The sequence below is a fragment of the Methylophilus sp. genome (assembly GCF_052173275.1).
Classification (GTDB): domain Bacteria; phylum Pseudomonadota; class Gammaproteobacteria; order Burkholderiales; family Methylophilaceae; genus Methylophilus.
In genome coordinates this window covers 1,019,855-1,035,222 of the sequence record NZ_JBQMUL010000002.1, presented here as the reverse complement: position 1 = coordinate 1,035,222, position 15,368 = coordinate 1,019,855, and the positions used below count along the sequence as shown (strand labels likewise).

The window sequence follows — 15,368 nt, the reverse complement described above, 5'->3', positions numbered from 1 at the left end:
AAAATCACCTGCTTGTATTCACATACATTAGTTCAGTGTTTTAGCTTTCTCAACAGCTTCTTCGATACCACCCACCATGTAGAACGCTTGCTCAGGCAAGTGATCGTATTCGCCGGCAACAATTGCTTTGAAGCCTTTGATAGTTTCTTTCAATGGTACGTATTTGCCTGGCGCGCCAGTAAATACTTCAGCCACGTGGAAAGGTTGTGACAGGAAACGCTGGATCTTACGTGCACGGCCTACAGACAGTTTGTCTTCTGGAGACAATTCATCCATACCCAGAATGGCGATAATGTCGCGCAATTCTTTATAGCGTTGCAATGTTTGCTGAACGCTACGTGCTACGTTGTAGTGCTCTTCACCAACGACCAGTGGATCCAGCTGACGTGATGTTGAGTCCAGTGGATCAACCGCTGGGTAGATACCCAGGGAGGCAATGTCACGTGACAACACAACGGTGGAGTCCAAGTGCTGGAAAGTCGTCGCTGGTGATGGGTCAGTCAAGTCATCCGCAGGTACGTAAACCGCTTGGATAGAAGTAATAGAACCCACTTTAGTAGAAGTAATACGCTCTTGCAGACGGCCCATTTCATCCGCCAGGGTAGGTTGGTAACCTACCGCTGAAGGCATACGGCCCAGCAGCGCAGATACTTCAGTACCGGCCAGTGTGTAACGGTAGATGTTATCCACGAAGAACAATACGTCACGTCCTTCATCACGGAATTTTTCAGCCATGGTCAAACCTGACAAAGCGACGCGCAGACGGTTGCCTGGAGGCTCGTTCATCTGACCGAACACCATCGCTACTTTCGATTCTTTCATGTTATCCAGTTTGATAACGCCAGCATCTGCCATCTCGTGGTAGAAGTCGTTACCTTCACGGGTACGCTCACCTACACCGGCAAACACGGATAAACCGGAGTGCTGTTTAGCGATGTTGTTGATCAGTTCCAGCATGTTCACTGTTTTACCTACACCGGCACCACCGAACAGGCCCACTTTACCGCCTTTAGCGAACGGGCAAACCAGGTCGATCACCTTGATGCCTGTTTCTAACAGGTCAACAGATGGAGACAGTTCTTCAAAAGCCGGGGCTTTCTGGTGGATAGAACGGAACTCTGTAGAGTCGATTGGACCGACTTCGTCGATCGGGCGACCCAATACGTCCATGATACGGCCCAGTGTGCCTTCACCCACTGGTACAGAGATCGCTGAACCTGTGTTTTTGAATGCAGTACCACGTGCCAGGCCATCTGAGGAACCCATGGCAATGGTACGCACCACGCCGTCACCCAGCTGTTGTTGCACTTCCAGTGTCAAACCGGCTTCTGCATTGGAGTTTTTGTCATCAATGATCAATGCATCGAATACTTTAGGCATTTGATCGCGTGGAAATTCCACGTCAACCACAGCGCCAATACACTGCACTACTTTACCTGTTACTACTTGATTTGCCTTTGCCATTTTCTTTTCCTAACTGTATGAGTCAGATCTAATTGAATTCTTTCACTTGCGCTTAATGCGCGCGCCTTAGGACGAAACTGCTGCTGCACCGCCGACGATTTCTGAAATCTCTTTGGTAATCGCAGCCTGACGGGCTTTGTTGTACACCAGTTTCAGTTCGCCGATTACGCTCTTCGCGTTATCGGATGCAGACTTCATCGCCACCATACGTGCAGATTGTTCTGACGCCATGTTTTCGGCCACTGCGTTGTAGATCAGTGATTCGATATAACGTGTCATCAACTCATCCACCACTGGTTTCGCTTCCGGCTCATAGATGTAATCCCAATGGCCGTTAGGGCTGCCCAGTTGCTCACCAGACAGTGGCAGCAGTTGCTGCATGGTCGGCTCTTGCTTCATGGTATTGATGAATTTGGTATAGCAGATGTAAAGCTGATCAATTTCACCGGCAATATAAGCATCCAGCATCACTTTAATGCTGCCGATCAGTTTTTCCAGATGCGGTGTATCGCCCAGACCGGTGATATGTGATTTCACCTGTGCGCCGATACGGTTCATAAAGCCATAGCCCTTGTTACCGATCGCGCTGACGCTGATGCCTTTGCCTTCAGCTTCCCAGGCTTTCATCTGGTTCAGTGACAAACGCAATACGTTGGTATTCAAACCACCGCACAGGCCTTTGTCTGAACTGACCACAATCAGACCGATATTTTTCACCACATCGCGCTTGATCAGAAACGGATGTCTATACTCGGATTGCGCAAAGGAGAGGTGAGCAGCCACATTACGGATCTTATCCGCATAAGGGCGCGAAGCACGCATTCTGTCCTGCGCTTTACGCATTTTAGAAGCGGCCACCATCTCCATCGCCTTGGTGATCTTGCGTGTATTTTCTACACTCTTGATCTTGGTTCTAATCTCTTTACTACCTGCCATGTTAGGTTCCTAAGTCGAAGTGTCAGAGATTAATAAGCGTTGGTTGCTTTGAAATCTTGAATCGCAGCTTCCAATGCTTTCTCGTTGTCGCCACTCAGATCTTTGCTGGAATCGATCGCGTCAATGATGTTCTTGTACTTGGAGTTCAAGAAACCATGCAATGCGTTTTCAAATGCCAGCACCTTGTTGGTTGGTACGTCGTCAAAGTAACCTTTGTTTGCTGCAAACAGGCTCACGCCCATCGCTGCAACGCTCAATGGTGAGTACTGTGCCTGTTTCATCAACTCGGTAAACATACGACCGCGGTCCAGCTGTTTACGGGTTGCTTCATCCAGGTCAGACGCAAACTGCGCAAACGCAGCCAGTTCACGATACTGTGCCAATGCCAGACGCACACCGCCACCCAGTTTCTTGATGATCTTGGTTTGTGCAGCACCACCTACGCGGGATACGGAAATACCGGCGTTGATCGCTGGACGCACACCTGCGTTGAACAAGTCTGTTTCCAGGAAAATCTGGCCATCGGTAATGGAAATCACGTTGGTTGGTACGAATGCTGATACGTCACCGGCCTGGGTTTCAATCACTGGCAATGCAGTCAATGAACCTGTTTTACCTTTGACTTTGCCTTCTGTGAATTTCTCTACGTACTCTTCGTTCACGCGTGCAGCACGCTCTAACAAACGTGAGTGGATGTAGAACACGTCACCCGGGTAAGCTTCACGGCCTGGTGGGCGGCGCAGCAACAGGGAGATCTGACGGTAAGCAACCGCTTGTTTGGACAAGTCATCGTAAACGATCAGTGCATCTTCACCACGGTCACGGAAGTATTCGCCCATGGTACAACCGGCGTAAGGTGCCAGGAATTGCAATGCAGCAGAGTCAGAAGCAGAAGCAGCCACGATAATGGTGTAAGCCATTGCGCCGTGCTCTTCCAGTTTACGTACCACGTTAGCAATGGTAGAAGCTTTCTGACCGATCGCTACGTAGATACAGGTCATGTTCTGACCCTTCTGGTTGATGATCGCATCAACAGCAACCGCTGTTTTACCAGTCTGACGGTCACCAATGATCAACTCACGTTGGCCACGGCCTACCGGCACCATGGAGTCGATAGACTTCAGGCCAGTCTGTACTGGTTGTGACACTGATTTACGTGCAATCACGCCTGGCGCGATTTTTTCAATCTTGTCAGTCAGTTTGGTTTTAACCGGACCCTTGCCATCAATAGGCTGACCCAGTGAGTTCACCACACGGCCGATCAGTTCCGGACCAACTGGCACTTCCAGAATACGACCTGTACATTTACATACGTCGCCTTCGGTGATGTGCTCGTAATCACCCAGTACCACGGCACCTACGGAGTCACGCTCCAGGTTCAGTGCCAGACCGAATGTATTGCCTGGAAACTCAATCATCTCGCCAGCCATGACGTTGGACAAGCCGTGAATACGCACAATGCCGTCTGTCACAGAAATCACAGTACCCTGGGTACGCGCTTCAGCGGTAGTAGAGAAGTTTTCCAAACGGCTCTTGATGAGCTCGCTAATCTCTGATGTTGATAACTGCATTTAAATCTCCTATGCCTTATGCTGTTAGCGTATAGGCTAAATTTTGTAACTGACCTTGGACAGACGCGTCGATGACGGTGTCGCCAACAATAATTTTGATGCCGCCGATGATTTCCGGATCTACGGAAACGCTTGCTTCAATTTTCTTGCCGAACTTGGCTTCCAGACGTTTGACCAAATCTTTAGACTGCGCAGCTGTCAGTTTTGCAGCAGCAATAATTTGAGCGTCCAGCGTGCCTTCATCTTGCGCTTTCAAAGCCTCAAAAGCTTCAGCAATGGCAGGCAATAAGGATAAACGGCCGTATTCAACCAAAACCTTGATTAAATTTTGCCCATGATCATCCAGATTGTCGCCGCTCACTTTGAGGAACGCCGCTTCAATATCGGCAGCATTCAGGGTCGGGCTATCAATCAGGGCTTTCATGTGTGCATCGGTAGCAACTGCCGCAGCAAATGCCAGCATTTCGGACCATTTTGCCAATGCCTTTTTTTCTTTGCCTAACTTGTAGGCGGCAACGGCATAAGGCCTTGCAATGGTTGAGAGTTCAGCCATGTTTTATCCTTATAGTTCCGCAGCAAGTTTAGACAACATCTCGCTATGTGCTTTGGCGTCGATCTCTTTACGCAGGATTTTTTCTGCACCGGCCACAGCCAGTGTAGAAACTTGAGCGCGCAGGCCTTCTTTAGCGCGGTTCACTTCCTGATCAATCTCGGCTTTGGCACCAGCAATGATGCGATCACCTTCAGCTTTGGCATTACCCTTAGCTTCATCGATGATTTGCGCAGCGCGTTTTTCAGCTTGCCCAATAATCTCACTTGCTTTTTGTTTTGCTTCGTTCAGTGTGGTCTCAGATTTCTTAGCCGCTACTTCCAAGGCACTTCTACCTTCTTGAGCAGCAGCCAAACCATCCGCGATCTCCTTTTGGCGCGTTTCGATCGCTTTTAACAGCGGCGGCCAAACGAATTTCACTGTGAACCAAATCAACACTGCAAATGCGATAGCTTGCGCGATGAGTGTGAAATTAATATTCATTTTTGATCCATCTTACTGGGTTGTTGAAAGGTTTAAGTCACTACCTAAACCCTACCTGGCGTTAATTACTGTGCAACAACGCTCAACAATGGGTTTGCAAATGCAAACATCATGGCCAAACCAACACCAATAATGAAGGACGCGTCGATCAAACCCAACAGCAGGAATACTTTACCTTGCAGAGCTGGGATCATTTCTGGTTGACGTGCAGCACCTTCTAGGAAACTTGCACACATAATACCAATACCGATACAGGCACCTGCAGCGCCCAAACCGATGATCAAACCGATACCAATGCCTGTGTAGGCCTGAATCAATGCTAAAGCTTCCATTATGTATTACCCTCTCTTATATTAAGAAATAAAAACAACTACAAAATTAATAACCAAAAAACTTGAAACTAGTGCGACTCATGCGCCATGGCAAGATAGACCACAGTCAGCATCATGAAAATAAAGGCTTGCAGGGCCACAATCAGGATGTGGAAAATAGACCAGCCAGCACCCAGCACTGCACCAGCGATTGTCCCGGTGATGCCAGTGGCTGCCCACAGACCCAATAACAGGAAAATCACTTCGCCGGCATACATGTTGCCGAACAAACGCAATGAGTGGGAAAGTGGTTTTGAAACGTATTCGATGAGGTTAAAAGCGAAGTTTGCGACGAACAACAAAGGGCTTAAAACGAGACCAATAAAGCCAAGAAAGCTTTTTGGTTTGAAGAATTTTGCAGAACCGAACGGGGCACAGAATAATTCGTGGATCCAGCCGCCCAGGCCTTTGGCTTTAATTGAGAAGAAAATCATCAGGAACCAGACTGCCAGCGCCAAAGCGAATGTAGTGTTGATATCTGAGGTTGGTACTGCACGCCAGTGGTCAAAACCCAGGGCATGAATAAATTTGGCGAAAATATCAACCGGCAGGAAGTCCATGGCATTCATGGCAAACACCCACAGGAAAACGGTTAATGCGGTTGGTGCGATAAAACTGTGACGGTCACCGTGGAAAATGTTTTTCACCTGGTCGTCAATAAAACCAAACACTAATTCAACAAAAGCCTGGCGCTTGCTTGGCACGCCGGAAGTTGCACCACGTGCGACCCACCAGACCAGACCCATCACGACCAAACCCAGGATCACTGACATCGCCAGCGTATCCACATGCAATGTCCAGAAACTGGTATCACCAACCGACTGGGCATTAAAACCCAGGTGATGCTGAATATAACTGGAAGGGGTCAACGCGTGTTCTGTTTGTTGTGTGTGTTCGGTTGTCATAATCTCAAACTATTTTTTAAATAAACGTGTCTACACAGGGGTTTGCGATTTTGCCAGCGCAGCGCCCGAGAAGAGGGCCGCGGCTGCCAGACCTGCAATCAGTGCAAACGGCACCAACGATTGATACAACTTGAATACCGCCAGTAAGATAATGGCGATAATCAGAATTTTTACTGCTTCAGCCTTGAGCAAATTCAACAGTACATCTGTTGCTTGCGTTTTCGACTGGCTTCTTGCTGCGATTCTTGCGGCAAACCAGGCACCGACGATGACCGCTACGCCACCAAACAATGCTGAAATACCTGCGGGCAATCCGGAAATCAAACCCGCTGCGATTGTCACAACAGCCGTTGCCATCACTTGCCAACGCAGCATATTGCGATACATTTGTGCGTCGGAGAGGCTGGTTTCCGGTGTGGTCATGGGGTTTAACTGCAAAAAATCAAGGCAAATTGCTACAAAGACGCGAGATTTTGAATTATTCACCGGGTTAAGTCAAGCTTTCAACACGAGTTAACTGCCTGAATGTGCTGGAAAAATCCTATACCAGTCTAAAATTTTGCTTTTTGCCGAAACTTTTGCTTATTTGCCCGTGAGTTTTGCTATCCAATCATCCAGCTGGTCTAAATTCGCATAGCTCAGTTTCAGTACGCCGGAACCATTGGTTTTTGCACTGATATTCACGCCTGCGCCCAACTGCTCGCTTAATTGGGTTTGCAGGCTTGCGATATCCGGCTGTTCGCTTTCCTTTGCTTTCTTTTTCCCGCCCGGTGCCTGCTGCATCAAACGTTCGACTTCACGCACAGACAAGCCATCCTGTACCACTTTATTGGCTAACAGTATCTGCTGCGCCGGCTCCACACCTACCAGCGCCCTGGCGTGACCCATATCGATCTGGTTATCCAGCAGCATATCCTGCACCATGGGCGTCAGTGTCAGCAAACGTAATAAGTTGGATACAGCCACCCGCGAACGGCCGACCGCTTCAGCAGCTTTTTCATGCGTCATGTCGAATTCATCGATCAGGCGCTTGATGCCCATGGCTTCTTCGAGCGGGTTCAGATTTTCGCGCTGGATGTTTTCGATCAATGCCATCGCCAGTGCGGCTTCATCGGCAATCTCGCGCACCAATACCGGCACTTCAGTCAGCCCGGCTTTTTGTGACGCACGCCAGCGGCGTTCACCGGCGATGATCTCGAATTTGTCTTCGGCGATCTCACGCACTAGGATAGGTTGCATGATGCCCTGCGTGCGTATGGAATCGGCCAGTGTTTGCAAAGCCTCTTCGTTCATGTATGAACGCGGCTGATATTTGCCCGGCTGGAGCTGGCTCACATGCAGTGTACGCAAGGTGTCCGATTGCGCGATGGTTTCTACATCACCGGATAACAATGCATCAAGTCCACGTCCGAGTCCTTTGAGTTTAACCATACTGCTGATTCCTTGTGTTAAATGTCTGTGAAAAGTGTAGGTAAAAAATTAATTCTTCTGGATCAGTTCTTGCGCTAGTTCCAGGTAGGCCTGCGCACCTTTGGAGGCTCGGTCGTATAACAACACCGGCATGCCATAACTAGGCGCTTCTGCCAGGCGCACATTACGCGGGATAATGGTCTGATAGACTTTTTTGCCGAAATGGCTAACCAGTTGTGCCGACACCTGTTGCGCCAACATATTGCGGTTATCAAACATGGTACGCAGCAGGCCTTCGATTTCCAGTATCGGGTTTAAGTGAGCGCGCACTTTCTTGATGGTATTGACCAGGTCTGACAATCCTTCCAGTGCATAGTACTCGCATTGCATGGGAATCATGACCGAATGAGCCGCCGTCAACGCGTTTACCGTCACCAGATTGAGCGAAGGCGGGCAGTCTAGCAAAGCATAATCATAGCTGTCGCCCAGCTTGAGCAGGGCGTTTTTTAATCGTGTCTCGCGCGCCATTTCATTGACCAGCTCCACCTCGGCACCTGCCAGATCGCGATTCGATGGTGCGACATCAAACTTTGCCGCTTCCGCATGCAGGATCACCTCTTGCAAAGTTTTATTGCCGATCAGCACCTGGTAAATACTATCTTTTAAATGCGCTTTATCTATGCCACTACCGGTACTGGCATTGCCTTGCGGATCCAGATCGACCAACAGCACTTTTTTACCGTGCTCCGCCAGGCTGGCTGCCAGATTGACACAGGTAGTGGTTTTGCCAACGCCACCTTTTTGATTGGTGATCGCGATTATTTTCATTATGAATTCTCAAACACAATTAAATGTCTTTCCGCTTGCAGGTTGGGCACTTGCAAACGAATAATTTCAGAAGGGATGACGCTCGCCAGTTGCAACTCTTCATCAGGCACCACACCCTTCATGGCTAGCCAGCGGCCATGTGCAACAATAAGGTGCATGGTCAGGCGCCTGAATAAAGCGATGTCTGAAAACGCCCTGGAAATAACCTGGTCAAAAGGCGAGGGCGGCTGATAGGCTTCCACGCGTCCATGCACCACCTCCACATTGCTTAAGCCCAACTCAGCTTTTACCTGGCGCATAAAAATGGCTTTTTTCTGCACAGTGTCGATAGTGGTTACCTGCACATCCGGGCGGGTAATGGCAATGATCAACCCGGGCAAACCGCCACCACTGCCAACATCCAGCAACCGACCGGATTGTATATGCGGCAATACGCTCAGGCTATCCAGTATATGCAGGCTTAGCATTTCCTGCGGGTCGCGTACTGCGGTCAGGTTGTATACCTTGTTCCACTTTTGCAGCAGGGCGATATACGCCAGACATTTTGCCTGCATCTCGTCAGAAACAACAGACTCCAGACCCAGTGCCTGCACACCGGCGGCTAATTGTGACGCTAATGTCATCATGCGGCGGCGATATCGCCAGAGTGACTTTGCTTTTTATGTTTGCGCTTGATATACACTAACAACAAAGAGATGGTCGCTGGCGTAATGCCCTGGATGCGACTGGCCTGGCCTATCGTCTCTGGTTGTTGCATGAGCAGTTTCTGGCGCGCCTCATTGCTCAGGCCATGCACATCATTGTAATCAATCACATCGCCCAATTTTATATGCTCACTGTTCTTCTGGCGCGCGATCTCTTCGTTCTGCCTATCTATATAGCCTTGGTATTTGGCAGCTATCTCAACCTGTTCAATGACATCATCAGCCAATATTTCAGGGGAGGGCACAATATCTAATAGCGATTGGTAACTAATTTCCGGCCTACGCAATAATTCAAACAGAGAATACTCATGCTCCAACGCTTTACCAAAAACAGCTACTTGTGTTTCACGTGAAACAATCCTGTTTTGACTGCTGCTATTCACCTGCCCACCCTCGGGCTGCAAATAAGTTTGCTTTAACCTTGCTTGTTCTCGCTCAACCATTTCCTGCTTTTTACTAAAAGCTTCCCAGCGTGCGTCATCTACCAAGCCTAATTTGCGGCCGATTTCTGTGAGACGCATATCGGCATTGTCTTCACGCAACTGCAAACGATATTCTGCACGGCTGGTAAACATGCGATAAGGCTCATTCACACCGGTGGTAATCAGGTCATCAACCAACACGCCAAGATAAGCTTGTTCGCGGGAAGGGCACCAACCTTCTTTCTCCTGTGCATAAAGTGCCGCATTTGCACCCGCGAGCAAACCCTGCGCAGCCGCTTCCTCGTAACCGGTAGTACCATTAATTTGTCCGGCAAAAAACAAGCCCTTGACGGTTTTGGTTTCCAGAGTCGATTTCAACCCTCTTGGGTCATAGTAGTCATATTCTATGGCATATCCGGGGCGCAAGATGTGTGCATTTTCCAATCCACGGATTGAACGCACTAGCGATAACTGGATATCAAACGGCAAACTGGTAGAAATACCGTTTGGATAAATCTCATGCGTTGTCAATCCTTCAGGTTCCAGAAATACTTGGTGCGATTCTTTATCGGCAAAGCGGTGTATTTTATCTTCAACAGAAGGGCAATAACGCGGGCCCACGCCTTCAATGACCCCTGTATACATAGGTGAGCGATCCAGGCCACTGCGGATAATGTCATGCGTCAGCTGGTTGGTATGGGTGATCCAGCAAGGCAATTGCTGCGGATGCTGCACCACATTACCCAAAAATGAAAACACCGGCACCGGTGTATCCCCAGGCTGCTCTGTCATCACACTGTAATTAATCGTGCGCCCATCAATGCGGGGTGGGGTGCCCGTTTTAAGGCGGCCGGCCGGGAGACCGATTTCACGCAACCTGGCAGCCAGCGAAATAGCTGGCGGGTCTCCGGCGCGTCCGGCACTGTAATTTTGCAAACCGACATGCACCAAGCCACCCAAAAAAGTACCAGCTGTAAGTACAACCGATTTTGCATGAAAGCGCAGACCGATCTGCGTCACCACGCCTACCGCCTTTTCGCCTTCTAAAATAATATCGTCAACCGCTTGCTGAAACAGCCACAGGTTCGTCTGATTTTCCAGTTTATGACGTATGGCGGCTTTGTATAGAATACGGTCAGCTTGTGCACGTGTTGCACGTACCGCCGGGCCTTTACTCGAATTTAGGATACGGAACTGAATGCCACCGATATCGGTGGCTGCAGCCATGGCGCCGCCAAGCGCATCCACCTCTTTTACCAGGTGGCCCTTACCGATACCACCAATAGAAGGGTTGCATGACATCTGCCCTAATGTTTCGATGTTATGGGTCAGCAGCAGGGTTTTTTGTCCCATGCGCGCAGCAGCCAGCGCCGCCTCGGTACCGGCATGGCCGCCGCCAACAACGATGACATCGAATTTATCAGGGAAATCCATCATAAAGTGATTGAACTATTTGATTTAAAAAGAGTTGTGATTTTAGCGTAAACTAGGCTGGTGGTCATTTTAATTCACACCATAATCACATCTTAGTTACACTTGAGCAGCGTTTTAATACAAATTAATAACGGTTTAATACAAATCAATTACACGCAGGCCATAATTATTTAACATAAAAATACTAAAATTTGTCTCAATAATAACCAAGGAGCTCTTACCATGAAATTTAAAACAATAATTGCTGTATTCGGGGTACTTTTTTCTGTGCACGCACTGGCAGATGTCACCAACGCTGAAAAACTGGTCTACAAATATACCAATATCGCTCACTCAGTAAACCCAACTTATCAAGCGCCATCTATCACCGACGGCAAGATCTTTTTTAACCGCAAGTTCCAGACACCAAGTGGTAAAGAAGCAGCTTGTGCTTCATGCCATACCAATAATCCCGCGAACATTGGTAAAAACATTGTGACGAATAAGGAAATCCCACCTTTGGCGCCACGTGTGAATACCAAACGCTTTACCGACCTGGATAAAGTAGAAGAAGAGTTCACTAAACACTGCAACGATATTCTGGGCGCAGATTGCGCACCGGCAGAAAAAGCCAACTTTATCGCCTACTTATTGACTGAAACCAAACCAACCAAATAATCAAGCCGAGATAACAAGCGGAATGCTACGCTACGTATGGGATCCATTTATCCGGATCTTCCACTGGTCCCTGGTGGCGGCTTTCGCTTATGCGTTTTATACCCACAGTTCCATGTGGGATAGACTGCACCATGCTTATGCGGGCTATGTCGCTGGTACCTTAATCGTTGCGCGTATTATTTGGGGCGTAGTCGCTACCGGCTACGCCAATTTCCAGAGCTTTCCCTTAAACCCCGTCTGGGCAGTGAAACATTTATTCAAACTGCTTAAAGGGACTGCCAGGCATTATGTTGGCCATAACCCTGTAGGCTCGATTGCAATCTACGCCATGCTGGGACTAGGTATTTTGGCGGTGGGTTCAGGTTGTATCGTTTATAACAGCGGCTGGGGATTTATTGATGATGCGCTAGCCCAAGTGATCCATCATTACGTCACTTGGACCTGGTTAGGCGTAGTTGTCATTCATGTTCTGGGCGTATTGTTTGAAAGCTTTATTCATAAGGATAACTTGATCTGGGCCATGATCACTGGCAGTAAACGCGTGTGTAGTATTGATGAGCGCTTCAGCAAAAGAAATACACCATTCCCCAGACGAAAAAAAACCCGCTAAAGCGGGTTTTTTTATTTGCCGATACAAAAGCGGCTAAAAATCTCACCCAGTAAATCGTCAGGAGTAAATTCACCAGTGATGGAAGCCAGCGCCTCTTGAGCGCTACGCAACTCTTCGGCAATCAATTCGGCAGCATGCATTTGCTTAACTGCCTGCTGTAAATGTGAATCTACCTCTTGCAAAGCCTGAAGGTGTCGGGCGCGCGCCATAAAAACACCCTCATTACCTGGCTGATAACCCACAATTTTCAGAAGCGTTTTTTGCAGGGCGTCAATACCTAAGCCTGTCTTGGCTGATAAAAACAGGTGTGTCTCATTTTCACGATTTTCGACACGCGATGTTTCACGTGAAACATCTATTTTGTTATGCACCCATATTTTTTCTACTTGCGCAGGTAACTGCTGCAAAATGCCTGTTTCATAGGGCCCAATTCCATGCTGGCTATCCACTAACAATAAGGCCACTTGCGCGGTTTCAATGGCTTTCCAGGTGCGCTCTATACCAACTTGCTCCACAACATCTTCGGTATCACGCAAACCCGCTGTGTCTATGATATGTAAAGGCACACCTTCGATTTGAATGACACTTTTGATGGTATCGCGGGTAGTCCCGGCGATGGGCGTCACAATAGCCACATCTTCACCTGACAGTGCATTGAGCAAACTGGACTTACCGACATTAGGCTGGCCTATCAGCACGACATTCATACCTTCGCGTAGCAGGGCGCCTTGTTTTGCACGTTGGTAAATAGTGAGCAAAGTTTGCTGATTAGCCTGCAGCTTTTCCAGCACACGACCCTGGCTGATAAAATCGATATCCTCTTCAGGGAAATCCAAGCAAGCCTCAACATACATGCGCAAGTCTATCAGTTGCTGCAATAAAGCCTGTATGGCGTGGGAAAACTCACCGGATAAGGAACGTACTGCACTGCGCGCAGCTTCCGCTGTAGCAGCGTTAATCAGGTCAGCGACTGCTTCTGCCTGTGCCAGGTCGAGTTTATCGTTCAGGTATGCGCGTTGGGTAAACTCACCGGCAACTGCATGGCGTGCGCCACATTCAATACAGCGCGCTAGCAGGATTTGCATGAGCGCTGTACCGCCATGTGCTTGTAGCTCCAGCACATCTTCGCCGGTATAAGAATTCGGGTTGGGGAAATAAATCGCGATACCACGATCGATCAGACTGTTGTCTGCATGGTAAAAAGGCAAATAAGCCGCATGCCGCGGGGCAGGGCAGTGGCCGAGCACTTGCTCGGCAATCCGCACAGCTAAAGGCCCGGATACCCTTACAACGCCTATACCACCAGCACCAGGGGCGGTGGCAATGGCTGCTATGGTTTCAGTGCTTGAACCTGGCGCAGATTGGTCCTTCGCTAGGTTAGCCGGCTGAAGATCACCCGATGGCTGACTATTTACCATTTCCTTTTTTAGCGACCGTCTCGGCATGGATCATGCGGTTGATCGCCCATTGTTGCCAGATAGAAAGAATGTTGTTCACCAACCAGTACAGCACAAGGCCGGCGGGGAAGAAGAAGAAGAACACACTAAACAGCACCGGCATGATTTTCATCACCTTGGCTTGAATCGGGTCCGTAGGCGGTGGATTCAAAGTGGTTTGAATAATCATGGTTGCGCCCATCAGGATAGGCAAAATAAAGTAAGGGTCGGTAGCTGACAAATCCTGGATCCAACCAAAGAAGGGTGCATGACGTAGCTGCACGGAACCCAGCAACACCCAATAGAGGGAAATAAACACCGGGATCTGCACCAGGATAGGCAAGCAACCACCCATCGGGTTGATTTTCTCGGTGCGATACATTTCCATCATGGCTTGTTGCAGCTTTTGCTTATCGTCGCCAAATTTGTCTTTCAGTGCCTGCATGCGCGGCGCCATTTCACGCAAGTGGGCCATATTACGGTAGCCGGATGCAGACAGTTTGAAGAAGGCAGCCTTGATCAGCACTGTCAGGATAATGATTGCAATACCCCAGTTTTTCACCAGGTCATAGATATGCGTCAGCAACCACATCAGCGGCTTGGCGATAATGGTGAGAATGCCGTAATCAACCACGAACTCCATACCTGGTGCAGCAGCTTCCAGATCATCTTGTTCCTGCGGGCCACTGAATAACTTGGCATCTATGGTTTTAGTCGCGCCAGCAGCAATCTCGCCCACAGGCAAAATGGTGCCTATCGAGTAATCCTGTTCACTCAGTTTCGTTGTGTAAAACTTGCGTTCAGCTTTGGATTGCGGGATCCAGGCACTGACAAAATAATGTTGTACCAGGCCGACCCAGCCATCTTTGGCATTGATAGAAACGTCTTTTTTGGCCATTTCATCGAATTTGACCTTGTTATATTTATCCGCCTCGGTGAAATAAGCGCCACCGGTAAAGGTAGGCATCATTTTGGAGCCTTGATTGGACTCACTATCATGGATGATCTGATAATACACTGAAGGCGAAATCGCTTTTTCGCTATTGTTTTTAATCTCGTAACGGACATCGATCTGGTATTGGCCACGGTGGAAAGTATAAATCTTGTCGACCGCCACACCATTGGTTTCCGGCGCGGTTAAACGCACTTCCAGTGAGTTTTCACTCTCCTGCATCACATAACTGGTATTCGCGGCTGTAAACGTCTCGTAATGCGTAGGCAGGCCATCGCCTTTCAGGCCGGACTGTGCGACATACAGTTTTTCTTTGCTCTGATCACTCATCAGCTCATAAGGGCCGGAGTTATCATCGGCTTTATGCTCAAGCAGAGATAATTGACGCAGATCGCCACCGACTGTGTCGATCACGGCAGCATACCTGTCGGTTTTGACTGAAATACGCTCGCCCTTTTTCAGGCTGAAACCACCATTTTCCAATGGTTTATCAGCTGGTGCGCCTTGAGGCGTCGCCGCAGTTTGCGTGGCTGGTGCTTCAGGTACATGTTCCTTTTGCCAGGCATCCCATAGCAGCATGATGGAAAAAGAAAAAATGACGAACAGAATTAAACGGCGAGTATCCATAAGGTTTC

General features: G+C 48.7%; 16 protein-coding genes. 2 read left to right on the top strand and 14 right to left on the bottom strand.

The genetic code is table 11. The features are described from left to right. Window positions 1–27 precede the first annotated feature (27 nt). From atpD to mnmG, 12 genes are all read right to left on the bottom strand, one after another. On the bottom strand, window positions 28–1,464 hold the full coding sequence (gene atpD, locus ACTS9Y_RS06425) for a F0F1 ATP synthase subunit beta (RefSeq protein WP_442585138.1): 1,437 nt from the start codon (window positions 1,462–1,464) through the stop codon (window positions 28–30). A 66-nt stretch (window positions 1,465–1,530) separates the two neighbouring features. Further along, on the bottom strand, window positions 1,531–2,400 hold the full coding sequence (gene atpG, locus ACTS9Y_RS06420; RefSeq protein ID WP_442585137.1) for a F0F1 ATP synthase subunit gamma: 870 nt from the start codon (window positions 2,398–2,400) through the stop codon (window positions 1,531–1,533). Window positions 2,401–2,429: 29 nt separating this feature from the next. Next, a complete protein-coding gene (atpA, locus tag ACTS9Y_RS06415; protein WP_055830703.1) occupies window positions 2,430–3,971 on the bottom strand; it encodes a F0F1 ATP synthase subunit alpha in 1,542 nt (513 codons plus the stop codon). 16 nt (window positions 3,972–3,987) lie between these two features. Further along, window positions 3,988–4,524, bottom strand: coding sequence for a F0F1 ATP synthase subunit delta (locus tag ACTS9Y_RS06410; protein ID WP_442585136.1), 537 nt, complete (start codon window positions 4,522–4,524; stop codon window positions 3,988–3,990). Window positions 4,525–4,533: 9 nt separating this feature from the next. Further along, complete coding sequence (locus ACTS9Y_RS06405; RefSeq protein ID WP_442585135.1) at window positions 4,534–5,004, bottom strand: F0F1 ATP synthase subunit B; 471 nt, start codon at window positions 5,002–5,004, stop codon at window positions 4,534–4,536. Window positions 5,005–5,069: 65 nt separating this feature from the next. Next, window positions 5,070–5,336 carry a F0F1 ATP synthase subunit C gene (atpE, locus tag ACTS9Y_RS06400; protein ID WP_055830697.1) on the bottom strand — a complete coding sequence of 89 codons (267 nt, stop codon included), beginning with the start codon at window positions 5,334–5,336 and terminating at the stop codon, window positions 5,070–5,072. A gap of 68 nt (window positions 5,337–5,404) precedes the next feature. Then, window positions 5,405–6,280: a F0F1 ATP synthase subunit A gene (gene atpB, locus ACTS9Y_RS06395; protein WP_442585134.1), complete on the bottom strand. Its 876-nt coding sequence runs from the start codon at window positions 6,278–6,280 to the stop codon at window positions 5,405–5,407. 30 nt (window positions 6,281–6,310) lie between these two features. Then, window positions 6,311–6,703, bottom strand: coding sequence for an ATP synthase subunit I (locus ACTS9Y_RS06390; RefSeq protein ID WP_442585133.1), 393 nt, complete (start codon window positions 6,701–6,703; stop codon window positions 6,311–6,313). Window positions 6,704–6,862: 159 nt separating this feature from the next. Beyond that, a complete protein-coding gene (locus ACTS9Y_RS06385; protein ID WP_442585132.1) occupies window positions 6,863–7,711 on the bottom strand; it encodes a ParB/RepB/Spo0J family partition protein in 849 nt (282 codons plus the stop codon). Window positions 7,712–7,759: 48 nt separating this feature from the next. Further along, window positions 7,760–8,518, bottom strand: coding sequence for a ParA family protein (locus ACTS9Y_RS06380; RefSeq protein WP_442585131.1), 759 nt, complete (start codon window positions 8,516–8,518; stop codon window positions 7,760–7,762). Continuing rightward, window positions 8,518–9,141, bottom strand: coding sequence for a 16S rRNA (guanine(527)-N(7))-methyltransferase RsmG (rsmG, locus tag ACTS9Y_RS06375; RefSeq protein WP_442586912.1), 624 nt, complete (start codon window positions 9,139–9,141; stop codon window positions 8,518–8,520). The genes ACTS9Y_RS06380 and rsmG overlap by 1 nt, the downstream gene beginning before the upstream one ends. Beyond that, entirely contained in the window at window positions 9,141–11,078 is a 1,938-nt protein-coding gene (gene mnmG, locus ACTS9Y_RS06370; RefSeq protein ID WP_442586911.1) for a tRNA uridine-5-carboxymethylaminomethyl(34) synthesis enzyme MnmG, read from the bottom strand. The genes rsmG and mnmG overlap by 1 nt, the downstream gene beginning before the upstream one ends. Window positions 11,079–11,300: 222 nt before the next feature. Here mnmG and cycA point away from each other — a divergent pair, with 222 nt between their 5' ends. Together cycA and ACTS9Y_RS06360 are read left to right on the top strand one after the other, a co-directional pair. Then, a complete protein-coding gene (cycA, locus tag ACTS9Y_RS06365) occupies window positions 11,301–11,735 on the top strand; it encodes a cytochrome c'' (protein WP_442585130.1) in 435 nt (144 codons plus the stop codon). Between the two features lie 22 nt (window positions 11,736–11,757). Next, window positions 11,758–12,345 carry a cytochrome b/b6 domain-containing protein gene (locus ACTS9Y_RS06360; RefSeq protein WP_442585129.1) on the top strand — a complete coding sequence of 196 codons (588 nt, stop codon included), beginning with the start codon at window positions 11,758–11,760 and terminating at the stop codon, window positions 12,343–12,345. A gap of 11 nt (window positions 12,346–12,356) precedes the next feature. Here the strand turns inward: ACTS9Y_RS06360 and mnmE are convergent, their stop codons facing one another. Both mnmE and yidC read right to left on the bottom strand, forming a co-directional pair. After that, on the bottom strand, window positions 12,357–13,763 hold the full coding sequence (gene mnmE / locus ACTS9Y_RS06355) for a tRNA uridine-5-carboxymethylaminomethyl(34) synthesis GTPase MnmE (RefSeq protein ID WP_442585128.1): 1,407 nt from the start codon (window positions 13,761–13,763) through the stop codon (window positions 12,357–12,359). Beyond that, a complete protein-coding gene (gene yidC / locus ACTS9Y_RS06350) occupies window positions 13,753–15,360 on the bottom strand; it encodes a membrane protein insertase YidC (protein ID WP_442585127.1) in 1,608 nt (535 codons plus the stop codon). Before yidC ends, mnmE begins: the two co-directional genes overlap by 11 nt. Window positions 15,361–15,368: the final 8 nt, after the last annotated feature.

Bases quoted from the DNA above. Each gene is read 5' to 3' on its own strand.
- ACTS9Y_RS06405 (WP_442585135.1), bottom strand. From the start codon at position 5,004: ATGAATATTAATTTCACACTCATCGCGCAAGCTATCGCATTTGCAGTG.
- mnmG (WP_442586911.1), bottom strand. From the start codon at position 11,078: ATGGATTTCCCTGATAAATTCGATGTCATCGTTGTTGGCGGCGGCCAT.
- atpA (WP_055830703.1), bottom strand. From the start codon at position 3,971: ATGCAGTTATCAACATCAGAGATTAGCGAGCTCATCAAGAGCCGTTTG.
- atpB (WP_442585134.1), bottom strand. From the start codon at position 6,280: ATGACAACCGAACACACACAACAAACAGAACACGCGTTGACCCCTTCC.
- yidC (WP_442585127.1), bottom strand. From the start codon at position 15,360: ATGGATACTCGCCGTTTAATTCTGTTCGTCATTTTTTCTTTTTCCATC.
- ACTS9Y_RS06410 (WP_442585136.1), bottom strand. From the start codon at position 4,524: ATGGCTGAACTCTCAACCATTGCAAGGCCTTATGCCGTTGCCGCCTAC.
- mnmE (WP_442585128.1), bottom strand. From the start codon at position 13,763: ATGGTAAATAGTCAGCCATCGGGTGATCTTCAGCCGGCTAACCTAGCG.
- ACTS9Y_RS06390 (WP_442585133.1), bottom strand. From the start codon at position 6,703: ATGACCACACCGGAAACCAGCCTCTCCGACGCACAAATGTATCGCAAT.
- ACTS9Y_RS06360 (WP_442585129.1), top strand. From the start codon at position 11,758: ATGCTACGCTACGTATGGGATCCATTTATCCGGATCTTCCACTGGTCC.
- atpE (WP_055830697.1), bottom strand. From the start codon at position 5,336: ATGGAAGCTTTAGCATTGATTCAGGCCTACACAGGCATTGGTATCGGT.
- rsmG (WP_442586912.1), bottom strand. From the start codon at position 9,141: ATGACATTAGCGTCACAATTAGCCGCCGGTGTGCAGGCACTGGGTCTG.
- ACTS9Y_RS06380 (WP_442585131.1), bottom strand. From the start codon at position 8,518: ATGAAAATAATCGCGATCACCAATCAAAAAGGTGGCGTTGGCAAAACC.
- cycA (WP_442585130.1), top strand. From the start codon at position 11,301: ATGAAATTTAAAACAATAATTGCTGTATTCGGGGTACTTTTTTCTGTG.
- atpG (WP_442585137.1), bottom strand. From the start codon at position 2,400: ATGGCAGGTAGTAAAGAGATTAGAACCAAGATCAAGAGTGTAGAAAAT.
- atpD (WP_442585138.1), bottom strand. From the start codon at position 1,464: ATGGCAAAGGCAAATCAAGTAGTAACAGGTAAAGTAGTGCAGTGTATT.
- ACTS9Y_RS06385 (WP_442585132.1), bottom strand. From the start codon at position 7,711: ATGGTTAAACTCAAAGGACTCGGACGTGGACTTGATGCATTGTTATCC.